The sequence below is a fragment of the Streptomyces sp. NPDC007157 genome, assembly GCF_040634235.1.
Lineage (GTDB): Bacteria > Actinomycetota > Actinomycetes > Streptomycetales > Streptomycetaceae > Streptomyces.
Genome location: NZ_JBEYFE010000010.1, coordinates 180,813 through 200,827 on the forward strand (window position 1 = coordinate 180,813; position 20,015 = coordinate 200,827).

A 20,015-nucleotide genomic window follows, 5' to 3' on the forward strand; every position below is an offset into this window, starting at 1 on the left:
AGAGCGCACTCCAAGCCGTTGGCTGGGTGACCATGGAGTACACGCAGCTCGGACGTACCGGACTCAAGGTCAGCCGACTCGTCCTCGGCACCATGAACTTCGGCCCGCAGACCGACGAGGCCGGCAGCCACGCGATCATGGACGCGGCGCTGGACGCCGGCATCAACTTCTTCGACACCGCCAATGTGTACGGGTGGGGTGAGAACAAGGGGCGGACCGAGGAGATCATCGGCAGCTGGTTCGCCAAGAGCCCCGCGCACCGCGACAAGGTCGTGCTGGCCACCAAGGTGTACGGCAACATGGCCGCCGACGGTGACGCCTGGCCCAACCACGACAAGCTGTCCGCCGTCAACATCCGGCGGGCCGTCGACGCCAGCCTGAAGCGGCTGGGGACCGACCACATCGACGTCTACCAGTTCCACCACATCGACCGCCGGACCCCCTTCGAGGAGATCTGGCAGGCGATCGACACCCTCATCGCACAGGGCAAGATCCTGTACGTCGGGTCCTCCAACTTCCCCGGCTACAAGATCGCCCAGGCCAACGAGATCGCCGCCCGCCGCGGCGGCACCATCGGTCTCGTGAGCGAGCAGTGCCTCTACAACCTCGCCGAGCGGCGCGCGGAGATGGAGGTCATCCCGGCCGCGCAGGACTACGGCCTCGGGGTCATCCCCTGGTCGCCGCTGCAGGGCGGGCTGCTCGGCGGTGTGATCAAGAAGGAGGTGTCGGGTGGGCGCCGGGCCAGTGGCCGGGCCGCCGACTCTCTCGCCAACACCGCCATCCGGGCCCAGATCCAGGCCTACGAGGACCTGCTCGACAAGCACGGGGTGGATCCGGGCGAGGCCGCGCTGGCCTGGCTGCTCACGCGTCCGGGGGTGACGGGCCCGATCGTCGGCCCGCGCACCGGCGAACAGCTGGAGTCGGCGCTGAGGGCCGTCGAGCTGGAGCTGAGCGAGGAACTGCTGGCGGGGCTGGACGAGATCTTCCCGGGTCCTGGTCCTTCTCCGGAGGCCTTCGCCTGGTAGCCGACGGCAGCGGCCCCGCAGGGGCGCGGGGCTGTATCGATATGCGGCTCCGCCGCGTGGGCGCGACCCGCTCTTGCGCGGCGGAGCCGAACTCCGGCCGCCCGCTGCTCCTCGCCCCCTTCCCCTCACCTCATCGCCGACGCCACCGCGACCACCACGAACAACAGCACAAGCGCACCGGCCATGATCCGGTTCCTGGTCTTCGGGTCCACGGCAACGAGCCTAACCGCCCGCCCCGAGCCCCCAGCGGGCGACCACCTCGTACCGCGGCTGCTCCCCCGGCACTCCCGACGTCGGCAGGGTGCTGCGCACCAGCGCCAGCTCCCCCACCGTCCAGGTCCGGCTCTCGAACTCGGTGAGCAGCGCGACGTACGGCCGTACCTTCACCGCGTCCCGGCTTCGCGCCACCGTGAGGTGGGCCTTGTAGCGGCGGTGCTCCCCCATCGGTACGCCCGCCTTCCGCGCCGCCGCCTCCGCGCGGTCGGCGAGCAGCCGGAGGGTCTCCAGATCCCCCCGGGCGCCCGCCCACAGGACCCGGCCACGGCCGAACTGGCCGCCGCCCGCGACGGACAGCGGGAAGGACGGCGTGCGGTGGGCCGCCCGGGCCAGCCGGTCCGACAGGTCCGGTACGACGCCGTCCTCGACCTCGCCGTAGAACGCCATGGTGAAGTGCCAGTCGACGGCTCCGGCGCGGAGCCGGCCGGGGCGGCCGGTCCAGCGCAGCGCGTCCGCGCCCGGCAGCCGCTTCAACCGGTCGACCTCGACGGCGAGTTCGGCGGCCACCTCGGCCGGGGGCAGCACGGCGGCGAAGAGTCTCATGCGGACCACCCTGCCATCATGAGGAGATGCAGATCACCATCAGAGAAGGCGGACCCGACGACGTTCCCGCGATACTCGGGATGCTCGACAGCTGTGTGGAGTGGCTGGTGGGACAGGGACGGACCGAGCAGTGGGGCACCACGCCGCTGTCGGAGAACCAGAAGACGGTGGAGTCGGTCGTCCAGTACATGGACAAGGGCGTGACCTACATCGCCGAGGCCGACGGGGTGCCGGCCGCCACGCTCACGGTCACCGACGCGCCCGGCGCCTATCTGGCGCATCTCCCGCCGCCCGGTGAGCCCGAGCGGTACATCCACTGGCTGGCCTCCGACCGCCGGTTCAAGGGCCACGGCGTGGGCAGCGCGCTGCTGGCGCATGCCGCCGAGGAGACCCGGCGGGCCGGGGTCTCACTGCTGCGGGTGGACTGCTACGCGGGCGCCGACGGCAAGCTGGTCCGCTACTACGAGAGCAACGGCTTCACCCGCACCGACACCTACACCGCGATGCGGGACTGGCCGGGACAGGTACTGGCCCGGAGGCTGTGACGCCTCCGGGCCGGTGCCCCGGCCGTGTCTCACGCGGCCGCGGCGAGCTCCTCCTGGTCCTCCCGCTCCTCGCGCGGGACGAACCGCACCCGCGGGTGGCCGCCGTGCCAGCCGACCGACAGCCGCAGGTTGCCGACGCGGGCCAGGACCAGGCCGATGGTCATCGCCGCCGCGGCGGCGATGGCGCCGCCCACCGCCAGGCCGGCGCGGACGCCGTACGCGTCCGTGATCCAGCCGGCGATGGGTGCGCCGATGGGGGAGCCGCCCATGAACACCATCATGTACAGGGCCATCACCCGGCCGCGCATGGCCGGGTCGGTACCCATCTGGACGGTGGTGTTCGCGGTGACGTTGACCGTCATGCCGAACATCCCGATCGGGACCATGAGCAGCGAGAACAGCCAGAGGGACGGTGCGGTCGCCGCCACCAGCTCCAGTCCGCCGAAGGCCACCGCCGCCGCCAGCATCACCCGTAGCTTGGCCGTGCCGCGTCTGGCCGCGAGCAGGGCGCCGGCCAGGGAGCCGACCGCCATCAGGGTGTTGAAGAGGCTGTAGGAGCCGGCGCCCGCGTGGAAGACGTCGTCCGCGAAGGCGGAGAGGTACACCGGGAAGTTGAAGCCGAAGGTGCCGATGAAACCGACCAGGATGATCGTCCACATCAGGTCGGGGCGGCCGGCCACGTACTGCAGGCCCTCCCGCAGCTGGCCCTTGCCTCTCGGCGCCCGCCGCACGACGTGCAGGTCACGCGCGCGCATCAGCAGCAGGCCGACGATGGGGGCGACGAAGGACAGGCCGTTGAAGAGGAAGGCGTAGCCGGTACCGACACCGGTGATCATCAGGCCGGCGACCGCCGGGCCGACCAGGCGGGCCGACTGGAAGTTCGCGGAGTTGAGACTGACCGCGTTCTGCAGCTGGTCCGGGCCGACCATCTCGGAGACGAAGGACTGGCGGGCCGGGTTGTCGACGACCGTGGCGAGACCGACGACGAAGGCGGCGAGGTACACGTGCCAGACCTGGACATGGCCGGAGAGTGTCAGCAGCGCGAGCGCGATGCCGGTGAGGGCCATGGACGTCTGGGTGACGAAGAGCGCACGCCGCTTGTTCAGCCGGTCGACGAGGACTCCGCCGTAGAGGCCGAAGAGCAGCATCGGCAGGAACTGCAGGGCGGTGGTGACACCGACGGCCGTCGCGGAGCCGGTGAGGCTGAGGACCAGCCAGTCCTGGGCGATGCGCTGCATCCAGGTGCCGATGTTGGAGACGACCTGGCCCGCGAAGAACAGGCGGTAGTTCCTGACCTTCAGCGAGCCGAACATCGAGGACCTGCGGGGGGTGGGGGTAGTCGGGGCGGTCGGTGCGGGGGCGGAAGGTGCTCCGGGTCCCGTACTCAAAGTGCGTTCGCCTCCTCGTGAAGGGGTTTTACAGATGTGCGAGCTTCTCCAGCACGGGGGCGGCGGCACGGAGCTTCGCCCACTCGTCCTCGTCGAGGCCGTCGACCAGGCCGGCCAGGAACGCGTTGCGCTTGCGGCGGCTCTCCTCGAGCATCGCCTCGGCCTGCTCGGTCTTGGTGACGACCTTCTGGCGCCGGTCCTCGGGATGCGGCTCCAGACGGACCAGTCCCTTGGCTTCGAGCAGCGCCACGATGCGGGTCATCGAGGGCGGCTGCACATGCTCCTTGCGGGCCAGCTCACCGGGGGTGGCCTGGCCGCAGTTGGAGAGGGTGCCCAGCACCGACATCTCGGTGGGGCTCAGTGACTCGTCGACCCGCTGGTGCTTCAGCCGTCGCGAGAGTCGCATCACGGCGGAGCGGAGGGAGTTCACGGCGGCCACGTCGTCGCCATGGGTAAGGTCCGGCATGTCCTTAGAGTAACTCATTACCCTTCCTAAGGACCACCCGGGACACGCCGTACGCCCGTGACCTCGGCCACTGAATCCGGGAGTCCGGGGTGTCCCCCAGGAAACATCACGTCACCCTTACGAGTGAGCCGAATCCGGAAAGTGACGCATCGGGCGCCCGGATGTGGCGCCCTCGTATGCATGGGGACCAGTGTGCTCAGCCTGCGGATAGACAAAGAGCTGCTCGACCGGCTCCGGCACCATGCGGCGAAAAGGGGAATGAGCGTCCAGGACTACGTGGTCCGGACGCTCATTCGCGACGACTTCGACGAGCGGTTCTCGGCCGCCGTCGAGGAGACCGAGAGGTTCTACGGCGACCAGGTCAAGGTCACGTGAGACCCGGGACGGGGATGGGGATCAGGGCGGGGATCAGGTGAGACCCAGGGCCGGCATCAAGTAGTAGAAGGCGAACACGGCCGCGACCACGTACATCGCGACCGGGATCTCCTTGGCCCGGCCGGCGGTCAGCCGCAGCACCACGAAGGTGATGAAGCCCATGCCGATGCCGTTCGTGATCGAGTAGGTGAACGGCATCATCACCATGGTCACGAAGGCCGGGATCGCGATGGTGTAGTCGGCCCAGTCGATCTCCTTGATCGAGCCGGCCAGGATCAGGAAGCCCACCGCGAGCAGCGCCGGGGTGGCCGCCTGCGAGGGGACCATCGTGGCGACCGGGGTCAGGAACAGCGCCACGGCGAACAGCGCGCCGGTGACGACGTTGGCGAAGCCGGTGCGCGCACCCTCGCCGACGCCCGCCGTCGACTCCACGAAGCAGGTGGTGGCCGAGGAGGAGCTGGCACCGCCGGCGGCGACCGCCACACCGTCGATGAAGAGGACCTTGTTGATGCCCGGCATATAGCCCTGGGCATCGGTCAGCTTGGCCTCGTCGCTGACGCCCATGATCGTGCCCATGGCGTCGAAGAAGCAGGACAGCAGGACGGTGAAGACGAAGAGGACGCCGGTCAGCACGCCGACCTTGTCGAAGCCGCCGAACAGGCTGACCTTGCCCAGCAGGCCGAAGTCCGGGGTGGCGACGGGGTTGCCGGGCCACTTCGGGACGGTCAGGCCCCAGGTCGTCACATGGGCGACGGAGTTGATGATCAGCGCGAGCACGGTCATCGCGACGATGGAGATCAGGATCGCGCCGGAGACCTTGCGGACGATCAGCCCGAGGGTCAGCAGCACGCCGAGCACGAAGACCAGGACCGGCCAGCCGTTGAGGTGACCGTCGGCGCCGAGCTGGAGCGGGACGGTGGTCTGGGCGACGTCCGGGATCCGGGTGACGAAGCCGGAGTCCACCAGACCGATCAGCATGATGAACAGGCCGATACCGATCGAGATCGCCTTGCGCAGGCTGTAGGGCACCGCGTTCATCACGCGCTCGCGCAGACCGCTGGCGACCAGCAGCATCACGACGAAGCCGGCCAGCACCACCATGCCCATGGCGTCCGGCCAGGACATCCGGGGCGCCAGCTGGAGAGCGACGACGGAGTTCACGCCGAGGCCGGCGGCGAGCGCGATCGGGACGTTGCCGATGACGCCCATGAGCAGCGTGGTGAAGGCCGCGGTGACGACGGTGGCCGTGACCAGCTGACCGTTGTCGAGCTGGTGGCCGTACATGTCCTTCGCGCTGCCGAGGATGATCGGGTTCAGCACGATGATGTACGCCATCGCGAAGAACGTGGCGAAGCCGCCGCGCACCTCGCGGGCGAGGGTGCTGCCCCGCTCGGAGATCTTGAAGTACCGGTCGAGCGCGCCGTACGCGGGGGTCGCACCCGGCTGTTCGGGGGCGGGGGCCTGAGTGGAAGCCGGGGTCGACATTGGATGTTCCTACGATCAGAAGTAGTCAGACACAAACGGTTTCAGTATGAACGTATGAGAAGTAGATCGCTATCTCCGCGCGTAGACCCCTGGGATGCGTAAGCTGAGCACCATGGCGAAGTGGACCCCCCAGCACGAGGCACCGGAACCCCTGGAGGGGCCAGTGGTGCCGACGATCATCGGCGGCACGATCGTCTGGTTCGTCCTCTTCCTGGCCCAGCTGCCGTTCTACGGCTGGTACGCCGACCACGGCCACACCTGGTGGGTGTGGACCTGCCTGGCCGGCGGCGGCCTCGGGCTGATCGGCATCTGGTACGTGCGGAAGCGGGACGCGGCCATCAAGCGGGCCGCGCGCTCCCTGTAGGGGAGACCCCGGGACCGCTCTACAACCAGGGCACGACTTCGCTCCTCCCCTGGTCGGATCTTCCGGGCACTCGGCAGGTGAACGTGCAAATCCGCACGTACCGTCGAACGTATGACGCACATCGACGCGGGCGCGGAACTCGACCCTGTGCATCCGGTTCCGCTGCCGGCCCCGGCCCGGACGAGCGGGCTGACCGCCGCCCAGGTCGCGGATCGGATCGCGCGCGGCCAGGTGAACGACATTCCGGTGCGCAGCAGCCGCTCGTTCGGCGAGATCGTGCGCGCGAACGTCTTCACCCGGTTCAACGCGATCATCGGTGTGCTGTGGGTGATCATGCTGGTGGTGGCGCCGATCCAGGACAGCCTGTTCGGCTTCGTGATCCTGGCCAACACCGGCATCGGCATCGTGCAGGAGTGGCGGGCGAAGAAGACCCTGGACTCGCTCGCGGTGATCGGCGAGGCGCGGCCGACCGTGCGCCGCGACGGGGCCGCGGTGGAAGTGGGCACGAGCGAGATCGTGCTCGACGACCTCATAGAGATCGGCCCCGGCGACAAGATCGTGGTGGACGGCGTCTGTGCCGAGGCCGACGGCCTGGAGATCGACGAGTCGCTGCTCACCGGTGAGGCCGACCCGGTCGTCAAACGCCGCGGCGACCAGGTGATGTCGGGGAGTTTCGTGGTGGCCGGCGGTGGCGCCTTCGCGGCCACGAAGGTCGGCCGGGAGGCCTATGCGGCCCAGCTCGCCGAGGAGGCCTCCCGCTTCACGCTGGTCCACTCCGAGCTGCGCTCCGGTATCTCGACCATCCTCAAGTACGTGACCTGGATGATGGTCCCGGCCGCCGTCGGCCTGGTCGCCACCCAGCTCGTCGTCAAGAACAACGGCATCAAGGACGCCGTCGCCCGCACGGTCGGCGGTATCGTCCCGATGGTCCCCGAGGGACTCGTCCTGCTCACTTCCGTCGCCTTCGCGATCGGTGTGATCCGGCTGGGCCGCCAGCAGTGCCTGGTCCAGGAACTCCCCGCGATCGAGGGCCTCGCCCGCGTCGACACGGTCTGCCTGGACAAGACCGGCACGCTCACCGAGGGCGGCATGGACGTCACCGAGCTGCGGGCGCTGGACGGGGCCGACCAGACGTACGTGCGCAAGGTGCTGGGCTCGCTCGGCGAGTCGGACCCGCGCCCCAACGCCTCGCTCCAGGCGATCATCGACGCCTACCCGGACAGCGAGGACTGGCGGTGCGTGGAGTCGCTGCCCTTCTCCTCCGCCCGCAAGTACAGCGGGGCCACCTTCAGCGAGGGCGACGGGGAGCTGAGCACCTGGCTGCTGGGGGCGCCGGACGTGCTGCTCGACGACGGCGACCCGGCGTTGGCCGAAACCGTACGCCTCAATGAGGAGGGGCTGCGGGTGCTGCTGCTCGCCCGCTCCACCCGGGACCTCGACCACGCGAAGGTGGCCGAGGGCGCCCGCCCCACCGCCCTGGTGGTTCTGGAGCAGCGGCTGCGCCCCGACGCCGCCGACACGCTCCGCTACTTCGCCGACCAGGAGGTCCGGGCGAAGGTGATCTCCGGCGACAACGCGGTGTCGGTCGGTGCGGTGGCCGCGAAGCTCGGCCTGAGCGGTACGACGGTGGACGCGCGCCGGCTTCCCGCGGAGCCCGGCGAGATGGCCGAGGCCCTGGACGGGGGCACCGTCTTCGGCCGGGTCACCCCACAGCAGAAGCGGGACATGGTGGGGGCGTTGCAGTCACGCGGGCACACGGTCGCGATGACCGGGGACGGCGTGAACGACGTACTCGCCCTCAAGGACGCGGACATCGGTGTCTCGATGGGCTCGGGCTCCGAGGCCACCCGGGCGGTCGCGCAGATCGTCCTGCTCAACAACAGCTTCGCCACGCTGCCTTCGGTGGTCGCCGAGGGACGCCGGGTGATCGGCAACATCACCCGAGTCGCCACCCTGTTCCTGGTCAAGACGGTCTACTCGGTCCTGCTCGCCGTCCTCGTGGTCTGCTGGCAGGTCGAGTACCCCTTCCTGCCCCGGCACCTGACCCTGCTGTCCACCCTCACCATCGGCATCCCGGCCTTCTTCCTGGCCCTCGCCCCCAACAAGGAACGGGCCAGACCGCACTTCGTGCGCCGCGTGATGCGCTACTCGATCCCGGGCGGGGTGCTGGCCGGCGTCGCGACCTTCGTGACGTATCTGCTCGCCCGCCACTACTACACGGGCCCGGGCTCCCTGGACGCGGAGACCAGCGCGGCCACGCTCACGCTCTTCCTGATCTCGATGTGGGTCCTCGCGATCATCGCCCGCCCGTACACCTGGTGGCGGGTGGTGCTGGTGGCCTCGATGGGCGTGGCCTTCGTGTTCGTGCTCGTCGTGCCCGCACTGCAGAGTTTCTTCGCGCTGAAGCTGGTGGGGGTGGTGATGCCGTGGACCGCGGTCGGCGTGGCCGCGGTGGCGTCGGCGGTGCTGGAGGTCCTGTGGCGGTGGGTGGAGCGGCGGTTCCCGGTGTGAGCGTCGCGTCGGACGGCGGGCCACATGATCTTGTCGACGATGACCTCGGGACCAGGTGAAGAACGGCCGCCCCACCGGCGGGACTCCGGTGGGGCGGCCGTCGGGTTGGGAGGGGACTACTGCACGTCGACGTAGTCGCCCGTGGCGCTGACCGCCGGGGTCGTGGAGGTGCCCGCGAAGGAGTAGCGGTAGTAGCCGTCGACCGTCGCGGTGGTCGTGGTCTTCAGGGCGCCCGTGGAGGAGGACTTGATGGTCTTCAGCGTGGTGTAGGTGCTGGAGCCCTTCTTGCGGAACTGGAGCTTGACCGACTGGCTGCCGTAGCCGGAGTACTTGGCCGCGTCCCAGTTGGCGCGGGTCAGGGAGCCGGTGACCGTGACCGTCTTGCCCTTCTTCACCGGCTCGGGGGTGGCGTTGACCGTCAGCTTGGACGCGCGCTGGACCAGGGTGGTGGCGAGGCCGCTCTGGTCCTTGTAGCCGACCTTGCTCAGGTCGGGGTTGGACAGGCTCTGGCCATTGAAGGCGACGGCCTCGGCGGCGACGCTCCAGCTGCCGGCCCAGACGCTCTTCAGGTCGCCGTCGGCCGGGTAGATGTCGACGGAACCCGTGCAGGTGGCGGTGGTCGTGGAGGTGGCGGTGCAGGTCGCAGAGTCGGCGTCGCCGAACAGCTGGGGGGCCGTGTCGCTGTAGGAGCCCTTGTAGAGGAAGGCGTCCGTGTAGAAGTCCTTCGCGGTGATGTCCACGTCGGCGCCGTGCGTCAGCTTGTACGTGTACTTGACGCTGACCTTGGCGGTGGTGCCGACCTTGACCGCCTTGGCGATCGACAGGTTCGAGAAGCTGGCGTTCAGCGTGTACGGGGTGCCCGAGTCGCCGGCGGCCTGTGCGGCCGGGACTGCGAGGGCGGAGAGGGCCAGGGCGCCGGAGACGGCGGCCACAGTGGCACGAATGCGCATGAATTCCCCAAGTGGAGAACAGTGGGCGCGAGGCCCAAGTGATCTAGGGAGTCTGTTGACTCAGTGATCAGATCCACGAGGGGCCGGAGTGGTTGTACGGGCGAGACGCAATCCGGTCGGATTTTGATTCCTTTGCGACCGGATTACGTCTCCATGGGACTACTCCCTGTCCTGCTCCTTCACGTCCGCGTAGTCACCCCTCGCGTCGACCGCCTGGGTTGTGGGGGTGGATTCCTTCCGGCGGGCGCTCAGACCGTCGGCCACATGGTCCTGCCCGCCGCCAGTCCGCCCTTGCCGTCGCCCGCGTACCACTTCAGGTCGCCGTTGGCCCACAGCGCGGCCAGGTCCGCCTTGCCGTCGCCGTCGAAGTCGCCGCCGACCACGGCGCGCATGGTGCTCCAGCTCTTGTCGGACCACATCGAACGGGCCTTGTCGAAGGTGCCGTCGGCCTTGGCCGGGTAGAGGTGCAGCGCCCCGTCGGAGGCGACGGCGGCGATGTCGTCCCGCCCGTCACCGGTGAAGTCGGCGGTGGCGATGTGCTTCTTCTTCCAGGTCTTGTCGGGCCACATCGACTTCTTCTGGTTCACGAGGTTGCCGTCGGCGTCCCGCTTGTAGCTGTAGAGGGAGCCGTCGGACCACTGGAAGAGCAGGGTGTCGCGGCCCGCCTTCCCGGTCCGCAGGGCGGCCACGGGCAGGCCGTTCTTCCAGCCGGCGTCGGTCCACAGCTGGGCGCGGCTGTAGAGGTCCGGGACCCACGAGCGCTTGCTGAACAGGGTGAGGTCGCCCTCGGTGTCGGCCGAGATCAGCTCGGGCCCGGGGGTCGTGTCGAAGTCCCCGGCGACGAGTTCCTTCTGGTTGCTGCGTCCGACGACCTTCAGGAAGGAGCCGTACGCCAGCGTGCCGTCGGCACGGCCCTGGAAGACCTGGGCCGAGCCGTTGGTCAGCAGCGTGGCGATGTCCGTACGGCCGTCGCCGTTGAAGTCGGCCGCGGTCATGACGTCGGTGACGTACTTCTGGCGGTTCGTCAGCAGCACCTTCTGTACCCAGTCGGCGATGTCGTCGACCCGGGTGGCGACGGCCCCGGTGCGGGTCTCCCGCGAGTTGAGGCAGCCGCCGTCCCAGGCGGCGCTGACCACGCCGACGACCCTGCCGCCGGCGTTGAGCACCGGACCGCCGGCGTCTCCCTTGCACAGGGCGCCGCCGGACGCGACGGGCGAGATCGCCAGGGTGGTGGGGTTGACGAGGTCCACGCCGAAGGATCCGGTGTGGGCCCGCGCGGGAACCCACTCCAGCTTGGTGCGGCCGTAGCCGATCGCCGTGAGCTGGTCGCCCTGGGCCGGGGTGGCGCCACTGACGTCGGCGGAGGCGATGTCGGGGAACGGTCCGTCCAGCGGGTCGGTGCCGGTGGTCGGGTCCTCGAGACGCGCCATGACCAGGTCGCGGCCCGGGTAGGGCACGATCTCGCGCACCCGCTGCTTCAGCTCGGCCGTCGGCGTGGGCGCGTTGCCGTCGGCGGTCACGAGGGTGGGCAGGGGCGGCGCGCCCCGGGTGAGCGCGGTCGCCTGCCGGGGATCCGGGGCGAAGCAGCTGGCGGCGGTGAGGACCCACTGCTGGTCGACCAGGGTGCCGGAACAGCCGCGTTCGTTGTCGGTGCCGCCGGCGATGTGGAGCTTGACCGTGTACTGGTCGGCGCCGTCCGCGACCTGGTCACCGACGACGGACTGGGCCGGGGCCGCGGTCAGCAGACCGGTCGTCAGACCGGCGGCCGCGAGACCGGCGGCCCACACCATGCGCGCGCTGCGCGGACGGGCGTCTTTCACGTTTCCCTCGAATCGGAAGGCGGGCTTCCCCAGGGTGCGCGAGGCGCAGGGGGAAGCGGAGAAGCAGGCGGAAGGGCAGGGGGTGGGAGCCGAGCGGCCTCGGCACACGCGGCACCCGCGGCACACACGGGGCACCCGAGGCACCCGAGGCACCCACGGTTGGCGGCACACACGGCGCTCAGCGCGCGGCGGAACCCGCGGAGCTCGGCCTATCGATCGGGCTCAGCCGGTCACGCGCAGTTCGACGAGGACCGACGGTGCGCCGCCGGTGCCCTCGCCGACGGACTGGAAGCCGCCCTTGGGGACGCTGATCGAGGTGGTCTGGCCGTTGCTCGTCAGGTCGGCGCGGACCGGGTGGTCGGCGCCCGCCTCCACCATGAAGACCTGCGGGAGTTCCAGCGTGAGGCGGCCGGTCTTCGCGGTGGCCTGGAAACAGTAGGTGCCGGCCCGGCCCACGGAGTCGTCCTTGCGGGTCAGCACCCGGATCTGCTGGGCGCCCTGGTCGCAGTCCGCCAGCAGAATGTGCCCGTCACCCTTCTTCAGCAGGATTCCCTTTTCGGCGAGCACGTGGTCGGCGCCGGGATAACCGTAGTCCTCGACCGCCGCGGGCGGGGTCGAATCCGACGGGGATTGCGGTGGATCGTCGGCCGATGCCACGGAAATTCCGGCCAGCGTGGCACACGCGACCGCTATTCCGGAAACGACGAGATTTCGGGCACGGAAAGGCACCGAAGATTCCCTTCCGGCGTGGATCCTCGCATCGAGAGACCCCCGCCAGGATGCGATGAGAAAATACAGACATGCGTGGGCAGCGGCCGTTCACGGCCGTCAGATGCCCAGATCAGCCGGTTGCGCGCAGGCGCAACCGGTCCCCCCTTCATCCCCGTGTGAAACACGTCCGCGGCATCGCAGGCTGGTCGGGCCCGATTACCTCGAACGTAAAGTCGAGGCACAGAGTAAGCAAAGGTTCGCGGTTTCGTCAACCTCGACCCGGCACCCGGCCCCACACCGACCGCACACCCGCCCCGGAAGATCCCCGTTGTCCGGTACAAGTGGGCTGATGCATTCGTCGAACCGCCGACATCTTATTCACGTACCCCTCGGGAAAACGATGGCTATGCTTACCCGTCGACCATTCGGCGACTCACTTTTCGGGGGTCGTCGCCGATTACCGAGACAGGTACTCAGTGAATCGAAGAACTGACCAGTTCGATACCGCTGGAAACGCCACACGTCTGGTACGCAGAACGGCACTGGGTCTGCTGCCCCTGGCGATCGCCGCCGGACTGCTCGGCCCCGCCCCGGCCCAGGCCGCCGGTTCTCCCGCCGGCGACTCCGACCCGACGAGCGGGGCGTACACCGACCGCGGCAGGGTCCTGGAGCTGTGGCAGGCGGGCGGGCCCGGACTGCGGGCCGCCGCGGAGGTCGCCCTCACCGGTGCGGACACCGACGTACGGCACTTCCTCGACGACGTCGCGCCCGAGGCCGCCTACCAGGACGACCGCGTCCAGACCGCGCAGGTCGCGAGCATCGGCGGACGGGGGCTGCAGGAGGCCGCCCGCAAGGCGCTGGCCGGGTCGCAGGACGACCTGACCGCCTTCCTGAAGGACGGCTGGAAGGCACCGCTGGAGCAGGACCAGCGCGTCCGCGTCGCGCAGATCGTCGACGCGGGCGGGCCCGGCGTGCAGGACGCCGGCCGGGCCGCGCTCAACGGCACCACCGACGACATGATCGCCTTCCTCGACGAGGGCCAGTACACGGAGCGCGAGCAGGACGAGCGGGTCCAGCTCGTACAGATCGTGAGCACCGGCGGACCCAACGTCCGGGCCGCGGGCCGGGTCGCGCTGGACGGCACCGCGGCCGACATCCGCGAGTTCCTCCAGGTCGGCCAGTACGTCGCCCGCTCACGGGACCAGGAGCGCGCCACGGTCGCCCAGCTCGCCGCCCAGGCGAAGGAGGCCGGACGCCAGGCGAAGGCGGAGACGGAGGCGGCCAAGGACGCCTCGGCACGGGCCGTCGCGGCCTCGGCGCTGGCCAAGGAGGCCGCGCAGAAGGCGGCGAAGGAGACGGAGGCGGCCCGCAAGGACTCGGTGCGTGCCGCGTCCGCCGCCTCTCGCGCGGCCACGGCCGCGGGACAGGCCGCCAAGGCGGCCCAGCAGGCCATCGACGCGGCCCGGGCCGCCAACAACTCGGCCCGCACGGCGGCCAACGCGGCCACCCAGGCCGCGGCCGCCGCGACCGGTGCCGCCCAGGCCGCGAGCCGGGCCCGCGGGGCGGCGGCCGACGCCGCCACGGACGCCACCAAGGCGAGCACCGCCCGCAAGGCCGCCGACGACGCGCGTACCGCGGCCAAGGGCGCCCGGCTCGCGGCGGACGCCGCCAACCAGGCCGGGGTCGCCGCGACCGCGGCCGGGGACGCGGCGAAGGCGGCGGCGAGCGCGGGCGGCAACGCCGACGCGGCCGCCAGTGCCGCGAGCGACGCCAGCGCCTACGCGGACCAGGCCGGTGTGCACTCCGCGGAGGCCGCCGCGGCGGCTTCGGCGGCGCGCGCCCAGGCCGCGGAGGCCACCCGCGCCGCGAACGCCGCGGAGAGCCTGGCCCGCAAGGCGGCGACCGCCGCCAACGAGGCACGGGACGCGGCCAACTCCGCCGCCACGCACGCCGAGAACGCGGCCAAGGCGGCCGACGCGGCCGCCGACCACGCCACGGACGCCGCCAACGCGGCGGCCCAGGCGACCGCCCACGCCAAGTCCGCCAAGGAGGCGGCGGACGTCGCGAGCGCGGCCGTGGCCAAGGCCAAGTCGGTGTTCACGCTGGCCCGTCAGATCGAGGCCGAGGAGCTGACCGCCCGTACGAACGAGGCCGTCGCGCGGGCCCGGGAGCTCAAGGCACAGGAGGAGCAGCGGCAGGCGGCACAGAACCGCGCGACGCAGGCCTCCGCGGCCCTCGAAGCCGATGCCCGGCAGCTGAGCACGGCTGCCTCCGCACCCGACGCCGACCTCCAGAAGATCGCCGACGACGGCCGTGACCTGGCGTTGCGCACCCTGAAGTCCCGTGGGCCCTGGAGCCGTTCGGCGGCGGGGGACGCGCTCTCCGGTGACGCCGCCGAGGTGGTGTCGTACGTCCGTACCGCCCGGGTCGAGGCGGCCCAGGCGGACGAACGGGCCAGGGTGGAGACGCTGGCCCTGGATTCGCCGTCGTCCGACGTGCGCGGCGGAGCCGAGCAGGCCCTGGCCGGCGACACGGCCCGGATCAGCACCTTCCTGAAGGACGGCCAGTACCAGGCGATGGCCGACGACCTGCGCGTCTACATCGCGCGGGTCGTCTCCACCGGAGGTCCCGGCGTCCAGGAGGCGGGCCGCGCGGCGCTGAACTCCGGTTCCGTGGACCGCTACCGCACCTTCGTCACCGACGGCCAGTACCAGGCCCGTACCGAGGACGAGCGGGTCCGCGCGGCACAGCTCGTCGACAGCGGCGGCCCCGAGGTCAAGGCGGCGGCCAGGATCGCGCTGGAGGGCCCTGCGCCGCTGCTGCACGCGTTCATCCAGCACGGCCAGTACCAGGCGCAGCGCAACGACCAGCTCGCGGCCGGCCATGTCGCCCTGGTCCAGCAGCTGATCTCCGAGGCCGCCTCGGTGGCCGCCACCGCCCAGAAGAACGCCGCCGAGGCCGGCAAGGTCGCCGCCACGGCACGCAAGGCCGCGGCCGAGGCCAAGGAGTACGCCAAGCAGGCGGACGCCTCGGCGAAGGCCGCCAAGGGGTACGCCGACGACGCCCTCGAGTCCGCCAAGGACGCGGAGACGTCGGCGGCGAACGCGGCGGCCTCGGCCAGGACCGCACGGGCCGCGGAGAACGACGCCCACGCGGCGGCGGCCCGGGCCGTCGAGTCGGCCACCCAGGCGCAGGCGTCGGCGAACTGGGCCCAGGGCTCGGCCGACGAGGCGTGGAGCGCGGCCCAGGACGCCCGCGCGTCGGCGACGGCCGCGGGCAAGGACTCGGTGGCCGCCGGCAAGGCGTTCGAGGACGCCTTCCGGACCGCGGTCACCAAGCAGAAGCAGGAGGAGGCCGAGTACCGCAGGACGGAGGAGGCCTGGCGCAAGGCCCAGAGCCAGGACGCGCCGGACGATGACTCCGGCAGCGACTGGGTCCCGGACTGGCTGGAGGACACGGCGGACAACGTCCTCACCTACGGCGAGGCGATCCTCACCGACGAGGACGTCTGGGCGGGTCTGGCCGAGACCGGCGCGGGCGTCGTGATGATGGGCGTCGGCGCCTCCGGCGACATCGGCGGCGGTGCGCTGTGCATCACCGGCATCGGCTGTCTCGCGGGGGCTCCGGCCATCGCCGCGAGTACGACGCTGGTCGTCTCGGGCGGCTTCACCGCCGCCGACGGCGTGGGCCGGTTCAACGACGGCCTGGGCCAGGCGCTGCGTGAGGCGCAGAGCAAGAGCAACGTCAACAAGGTCGCCCAGCCGGGCCCGAAGCCGGCGCCCAGCAGCCTGCCGGGCTTCCCCAAGGCCGCCCGTGCCAAGCCGAAGACGCCCGTGCAGGGCGGCGGGGGCCTGCGCAAGCGGTGGAAGGACCCGGGCACCGGGGAGATCTACGAGTGGGACTCCCAGCACGGGGCGGTCGAGAAGTACAACAAGCGGGGCAAGCACCTCGGGGAGTTCGACCCCGATACTGGTGCCCAGACCAAGCCCGCGGACGGAACCCGGAAGGTGACCCCATGAAGTACCTCGTCGCCCGCTACGCCAAGGACGAGGACACCCCCGAGTCGGTCACCGACGTCTCGTCCGTGGGCGCGGACGCGTTCGCGGGGCTGCTGGCGATGCCCGCGGACCGGCTCACCGACGTGTATCCGCTCGGCCCGGAGCACGCGGACGGTTTCCACCGGCTGACCGGCATGGCACTCGACCTGGACCGCTTCGAGTACTTCCTGGAAGTGGAAGCCTGACCGATCAAGCCGGTCCGACCGGTCCGACCGGCTTGATCGGTCTGGCCGGCCGGACCGGTCCGGCATGGCCCGGGGCCCCTGGTGGGGTCCCGGGCCATCGCCTTTCCACCCTCAGTCGAACCAGCGGTCCCGGGCCAGTTCCTCCGTGCGGGACGAGTCCTCCAGCAGCGCGGCCACCTCGAAGCGGCGCGGCCACTGCCCGGCCGCCCAGGCGAGACCCGCGGCGACACCCTCCAGGGTGGCCGCGTGCAGGACGCCGTCCCCGGTGAGCCGCCAGTCGATCCCGACGCCGTCGACCACCAGCTCCTCGTGTTCGACGTAGGTCCCCGGGGTGCGCGGGCCGAGCAGCACGTGGACCGACTCGGGGACGTCGTGTTCGGTCCCCTCCGAGTCGACCGACCCCGTCACCGACTCGCTCAGCCGTCGCACCTGGAACAGTTCGGCCAGCTCGGCGGCGCGGGCGGGCCGTACCGGGAGCAGCGGGACGCCGGTCGTGAACGGCAGCAGGTCCGGCGAGTCGACGACCACCGCGTCCCCGGCGTCCACCACCTCCACCCGGCCGTCGACCACCGCCCGCAGCTCGTCGGGGAGGGTCACCCGCTCGGGGTCCAGGTCCGCCAACGCGCCGTACAGGGCGTGCAGTTGCGACCCGGTGACCGAGCGGTCCGGGTCGGCGAGGCGGTCCAGGAGTTCGGCGGCGCCGCCCGGCTCGTCGAGGAGGGCGGCGACCGAGGTCCGTACCCCCAGTGCCCGGAGCACCTGCTCGTCCTCGAAGCCGGTCGCGTCGGCCTCCTCGTAGAGGCCGCGCAGCAGCGGGTCGCCACCGGAGGCCAGCAGACCGGCGGGCCGGCGGCCGTCGAGCACCGGGTGGCCGCGCAGCCACCAGGCCGCGTACGGCCGTACGACCTCGTGGGTACCGTCCGGCAGCAGGATGCGGACCGGCTGGGTGAGGGCGTCGCGCAGCGGCGGCCGGGCGAGCAGCGCGAGAGCCTCGGGCCAGTGGTCCTCGTCGACGAGGTCGAGGTCGCGGACGGCGACCAGCTCGGTGGCGACCGGGGGTACGGGGGTGTCCGGGAAGCGGTCCAGGATGTCCTCGCACCAGACGTCGACGGCGTCGAGGAGACCGGCGTCATCAGGTTCCGCGAAGTCGCCTTCACGGGGCTCCAGTTCGTCCGGGTCCAGGACGACGTCGGTGGCGCGGACGAGGGCGAAGTTCGCCAGCACCCCGCAGGCGGCCAGCGGCTGTTCGCCCCACTTCTCGGCCAGGTCGGCGTCCACGGCGGCGAGTTCGCCCTCCCTGATCACCCGGGCGAACGGGCTGCCGGGAAGGACGAGTTCACCGGCGGGGGCCAGTTCACCGTCCTCGTCGGGCAGGGCGAGGGCGCCCAGCCAGGGCTCGTCGCCGGGTTCCAGGCCGGCGTCCCGGACCAGGGCGAGGACCGTGTCCACCAGCTCCTCCGCGTCCGGGGTGTCCTCCTCCCAGTTCACGCCTCCCTCGTCGTCCAGGGAGGCGGCCACGGCGGCCCGTACCTGCGGGGTGGTGAGGACCGCGCGCGGGGTCGCGGGCAGCGCGCCGAGCTTCTCCAGGAGGGGGTGGGCGGCGTCCTGGTGGGCGACCTTGAGGCCGAGCCGGGCCAGGACCTCGGGGTGGATGACCGCGTCCGGGGTGGGGAGCAGGATCTGGCGGGGGCCGATGCTGGTGCGCCCGTCGGCCAGCGGCACCGGGAGCCCGGACAGCCGCTCCGGGTCGACACCCGCGAGGCTGTCGTAGAGCCGCCACCACCAGTCCGGGTCCTTCTCCAGGCCGGCCAGGCGGTCGACGGCGTCGGCGAGCGGGAGGCGGCTGACGGACAACGTGCGCAGTTCCACCCGGCGTTCGAGACCGGCGGGCAGCAGCGTGGGGAGCACCTCGGCGAGGACCCGGACCGTGTCCGCGCCCGCCCCCTCCACGATCTCGGCGTCCCGCGGCCGCAGCGCCTCGGGGAGCTCGCTGTCGTCGCCGGCCTCGACGGCGGGCGGCAGGAACGCGGTGCGCGGCAGCCGCTCCAGGATCGCCTGGCGCAGCGCGCCGTCCAGCTCGCCCTTGCCGAGCGGGCCGGGCACCAGATGGATGATCCCCTCCCCCACCGGCCGCCAGCCGGCGAGGAGTTCGGCGTACGCGTCGGCCGCGCGCTGCACCAGGAAGTCGGTGAGCGGGCCGGGGGCGGCGTGCCGGCGGGTGGTGTCGAGCGGGAAGGACGCGATGAGCAGGGCGGGGACGCCGAGCGGCTCGTCGCTGGGGGTGGGGGCGTGCAGCACGGCGGCGGTGCGCGGGCGGTCGGGGGCGCCCGCGCCGTCCGTGGGCACGGCCCAGGTCAGCGACCAGTGCGGGCGCAGCCGCTCCTCCACCGGCCGGCCGGCCAGCAGCTCCGGGGTGAGCGGGCCGTGCGCGGAGACGGTACGCCAGCGGGTCGTGCCCTCCTGGGAGTCGTCCACGACGGTGAGCGCGCCGTCGGTGCCGCGGCGCAGGGTGCGTACGGTGTCGCCGCTCTCGATCACGACCTCTTCCAGCCCGGGCAGGGCGAGCAGGAGCGCGTCGTCGACGGCGGCGAGGAGGCGCTCGGCGAGGTCGGTGGCGGCGGTGTCCCTGAGCGGCAGGATCACGACCGTGTCGTACGGGTCCGGGGCGGTGCCCTCGGCGGCGAACGGGAGCCGAAGCAGCGGCACATGGCCGTCCCGGCGACGGATCTCGTCGCCGAGCCCGCCGCTCTGCCGGGCGGTCTCCTCGGCCAGCTCCCGCGCCTCGGCGAGCGACCACCGCACGCCACCGTGCCGACCGACCACCGCGGGCTCGTCCGTCACCGCCAGTACGGCGGCGAAGCCGACCCCGAACCGCCCGACGGCACTCTCGGTCTCCTCCCGCTTCGCGGAGGCGCGCAGGGTGGAGAGGGACTCGGCGCCGGCCGCGTCCAGCGGGGCGCCGGTGTTGGCGGCGAACAGGACGCCGTCTCGGAGGGTGAGCCGGAACCGGCCGGGGACCCCGGCGCGGGCGGCCGCGTCGGCGGCGTTCTGGGCGAGCTCCACGACGAGCCGGTCCCGGTAGCCGCCGAGGACCAGGTCCTCCTCGGCGTTGGCGTCCTCACGGAACCGGGCGGGGCTGGTGGCCCAGGCGTCGAGGACACCGCGGCGCAGGCGGGCGGTGCCGAAGGGGTCGGCGCCCTCGGCGGCGGGCCGCACGAACTTGCTCACGTTCACTCTCCTCATCGGCGTGAGGACGAAGGTACCGCGCGCCGAGAGCCCACCCGTCCGCCCACCCGCGCCGCTCGGCCAAGAA

At 71.6% G+C, this 20,015-nt stretch carries 15 protein-coding genes; 7 read left to right on the forward strand and 8 right to left on the reverse strand.

Annotated features, from left to right (window positions below; all coding sequences use genetic code 11):
• The first annotated feature begins 32 nt into the window (after positions 1-32).
• Complete coding sequence (locus ABZ642_RS20440; protein ID WP_360485615.1) at positions 33-1,025, forward strand: aldo/keto reductase; 993 nt, start codon at positions 33-35, stop codon at positions 1,023-1,025.
• A gap of 222 nt (positions 1,026-1,247) precedes the next feature.
• Here ABZ642_RS20440 and thpR read toward each other — a convergent pair whose 3' ends face one another.
• A complete protein-coding gene (gene thpR, locus ABZ642_RS20445; protein WP_360485618.1) occupies positions 1,248-1,844 on the reverse strand; it encodes an RNA 2',3'-cyclic phosphodiesterase in 597 nt (198 codons plus the stop codon).
• A 26-nt stretch (positions 1,845-1,870) separates the two neighbouring features.
• Here thpR and ABZ642_RS20450 point away from each other — a divergent pair, with 26 nt between their 5' ends.
• Positions 1,871-2,389, forward strand: coding sequence for a GNAT family N-acetyltransferase (locus ABZ642_RS20450; protein WP_360485621.1), 519 nt, complete (start codon positions 1,871-1,873; stop codon positions 2,387-2,389).
• A gap of 29 nt (positions 2,390-2,418) precedes the next feature.
• Here ABZ642_RS20450 and ABZ642_RS20455 read toward each other — a convergent pair whose 3' ends face one another.
• Both ABZ642_RS20455 and ABZ642_RS20460 read right to left on the reverse strand, forming a co-directional pair.
• Positions 2,419-3,777: an MFS transporter gene (locus tag ABZ642_RS20455; protein ID WP_360485624.1), complete on the reverse strand. Its 1,359-nt coding sequence runs from the start codon at positions 3,775-3,777 to the stop codon at positions 2,419-2,421.
• Between the two features lie 28 nt (positions 3,778-3,805).
• Complete coding sequence (locus ABZ642_RS20460) at positions 3,806-4,243, reverse strand: MarR family transcriptional regulator (RefSeq protein ID WP_351711436.1); 438 nt, start codon at positions 4,241-4,243, stop codon at positions 3,806-3,808.
• Positions 4,244-4,423: 180 nt separating this feature from the next.
• Between ABZ642_RS20460 and ABZ642_RS20465 the strand changes: the two genes are divergently transcribed.
• Complete coding sequence (locus ABZ642_RS20465; protein ID WP_351737173.1) at positions 4,424-4,618, forward strand: ribbon-helix-helix protein, CopG family; 195 nt, start codon at positions 4,424-4,426, stop codon at positions 4,616-4,618.
• Positions 4,619-4,651: 33 nt separating this feature from the next.
• Here the strand turns inward: ABZ642_RS20465 and ABZ642_RS20470 are convergent, their stop codons facing one another.
• Positions 4,652-6,103 (reverse strand): NCS2 family permease, encoded by a 1,452-nt coding sequence (locus ABZ642_RS20470; RefSeq protein ID WP_360485628.1) that lies wholly within the window; start codon positions 6,101-6,103, stop codon positions 4,652-4,654.
• A 112-nt stretch (positions 6,104-6,215) separates the two neighbouring features.
• Here ABZ642_RS20470 and ABZ642_RS20475 point away from each other — a divergent pair, with 112 nt between their 5' ends.
• Both ABZ642_RS20475 and ABZ642_RS20480 read left to right on the forward strand, forming a co-directional pair.
• On the forward strand, positions 6,216-6,467 hold the full coding sequence (locus tag ABZ642_RS20475) for a DUF2530 domain-containing protein (RefSeq protein ID WP_360485631.1): 252 nt from the start codon (positions 6,216-6,218) through the stop codon (positions 6,465-6,467).
• Positions 6,468-6,578: 111 nt separating this feature from the next.
• Entirely contained in the window at positions 6,579-8,978 is a 2,400-nt protein-coding gene (locus ABZ642_RS20480; RefSeq protein WP_360485634.1) for an HAD-IC family P-type ATPase, read from the forward strand.
• 116 nt (positions 8,979-9,094) lie between these two features.
• On the opposite strand, the gene ABZ642_RS20485 is transcribed toward ABZ642_RS20480, so the two are convergent.
• From ABZ642_RS20485 to ABZ642_RS20495, 3 genes are all read right to left on the reverse strand, one after another.
• The gene (locus tag ABZ642_RS20485; RefSeq protein ID WP_360485637.1) at positions 9,095-9,928 is read right to left on the reverse strand and encodes a hypothetical protein; all 834 of its coding nucleotides are present in this window, start codon (positions 9,926-9,928) and stop codon (positions 9,095-9,097) included.
• 248 nt (positions 9,929-10,176) lie between these two features.
• Positions 10,177-11,748 carry a trypsin-like serine protease gene (locus tag ABZ642_RS20490; RefSeq protein WP_360485640.1) on the reverse strand — a complete coding sequence of 524 codons (1,572 nt, stop codon included), beginning with the start codon at positions 11,746-11,748 and terminating at the stop codon, positions 10,177-10,179.
• A gap of 222 nt (positions 11,749-11,970) precedes the next feature.
• Positions 11,971-12,405, reverse strand: a complete 435-nt coding sequence (locus ABZ642_RS20495) for a hypothetical protein (RefSeq protein WP_360485643.1) — start codon at positions 12,403-12,405, stop codon at positions 11,971-11,973.
• Positions 12,406-12,935: 530 nt separating this feature from the next.
• On the opposite strand from ABZ642_RS20495, the gene ABZ642_RS20500 reads away from it, so the two are divergent.
• Together ABZ642_RS20500 and ABZ642_RS20505 are read left to right on the forward strand one after the other, a co-directional pair.
• A complete protein-coding gene (locus tag ABZ642_RS20500; protein ID WP_360485645.1) occupies positions 12,936-16,478 on the forward strand; it encodes a colicin E3/pyocin S6 family cytotoxin in 3,543 nt (1,180 codons plus the stop codon).
• Entirely contained in the window at positions 16,475-16,702 is a 228-nt protein-coding gene (locus ABZ642_RS20505; protein WP_360485648.1) for a hypothetical protein, read from the forward strand. The genes ABZ642_RS20500 and ABZ642_RS20505 overlap by 4 nt, the downstream gene beginning before the upstream one ends.
• A 111-nt stretch (positions 16,703-16,813) precedes the next feature.
• On the opposite strand, the gene ABZ642_RS20510 is transcribed toward ABZ642_RS20505, so the two are convergent.
• Positions 16,814-19,930, reverse strand: coding sequence for a molecular chaperone Hsp90 (locus tag ABZ642_RS20510; protein ID WP_360485651.1), 3,117 nt, complete (start codon positions 19,928-19,930; stop codon positions 16,814-16,816).
• Positions 19,931-20,015: the final 85 nt, after the last annotated feature.

Bases quoted from the DNA above. Each gene is read 5' to 3' on its own strand.
- ABZ642_RS20440 (WP_360485615.1), top strand. From the start codon at position 33: ATGGAGTACACGCAGCTCGGACGTACCGGACTCAAGGTCAGCCGACTC.
- thpR (WP_360485618.1), bottom strand. From the start codon at position 1,844: ATGAGACTCTTCGCCGCCGTGCTGCCCCCGGCCGAGGTGGCCGCCGAA.
- ABZ642_RS20450 (WP_360485621.1), top strand. From the start codon at position 1,871: ATGCAGATCACCATCAGAGAAGGCGGACCCGACGACGTTCCCGCGATA.
- ABZ642_RS20460 (WP_351711436.1), bottom strand. From the start codon at position 4,243: ATGCCGGACCTTACCCATGGCGACGACGTGGCCGCCGTGAACTCCCTC.
- ABZ642_RS20465 (WP_351737173.1), top strand. From the start codon at position 4,424: ATGGGGACCAGTGTGCTCAGCCTGCGGATAGACAAAGAGCTGCTCGAC.
- ABZ642_RS20470 (WP_360485628.1), bottom strand. From the start codon at position 6,103: ATGTCGACCCCGGCTTCCACTCAGGCCCCCGCCCCCGAACAGCCGGGT.
- ABZ642_RS20475 (WP_360485631.1), top strand. From the start codon at position 6,216: ATGGCGAAGTGGACCCCCCAGCACGAGGCACCGGAACCCCTGGAGGGG.
- ABZ642_RS20480 (WP_360485634.1), top strand. From the start codon at position 6,579: ATGACGCACATCGACGCGGGCGCGGAACTCGACCCTGTGCATCCGGTT.
- ABZ642_RS20485 (WP_360485637.1), bottom strand. From the start codon at position 9,928: ATGCGCATTCGTGCCACTGTGGCCGCCGTCTCCGGCGCCCTGGCCCTC.
- ABZ642_RS20505 (WP_360485648.1), top strand. From the start codon at position 16,475: ATGAAGTACCTCGTCGCCCGCTACGCCAAGGACGAGGACACCCCCGAG.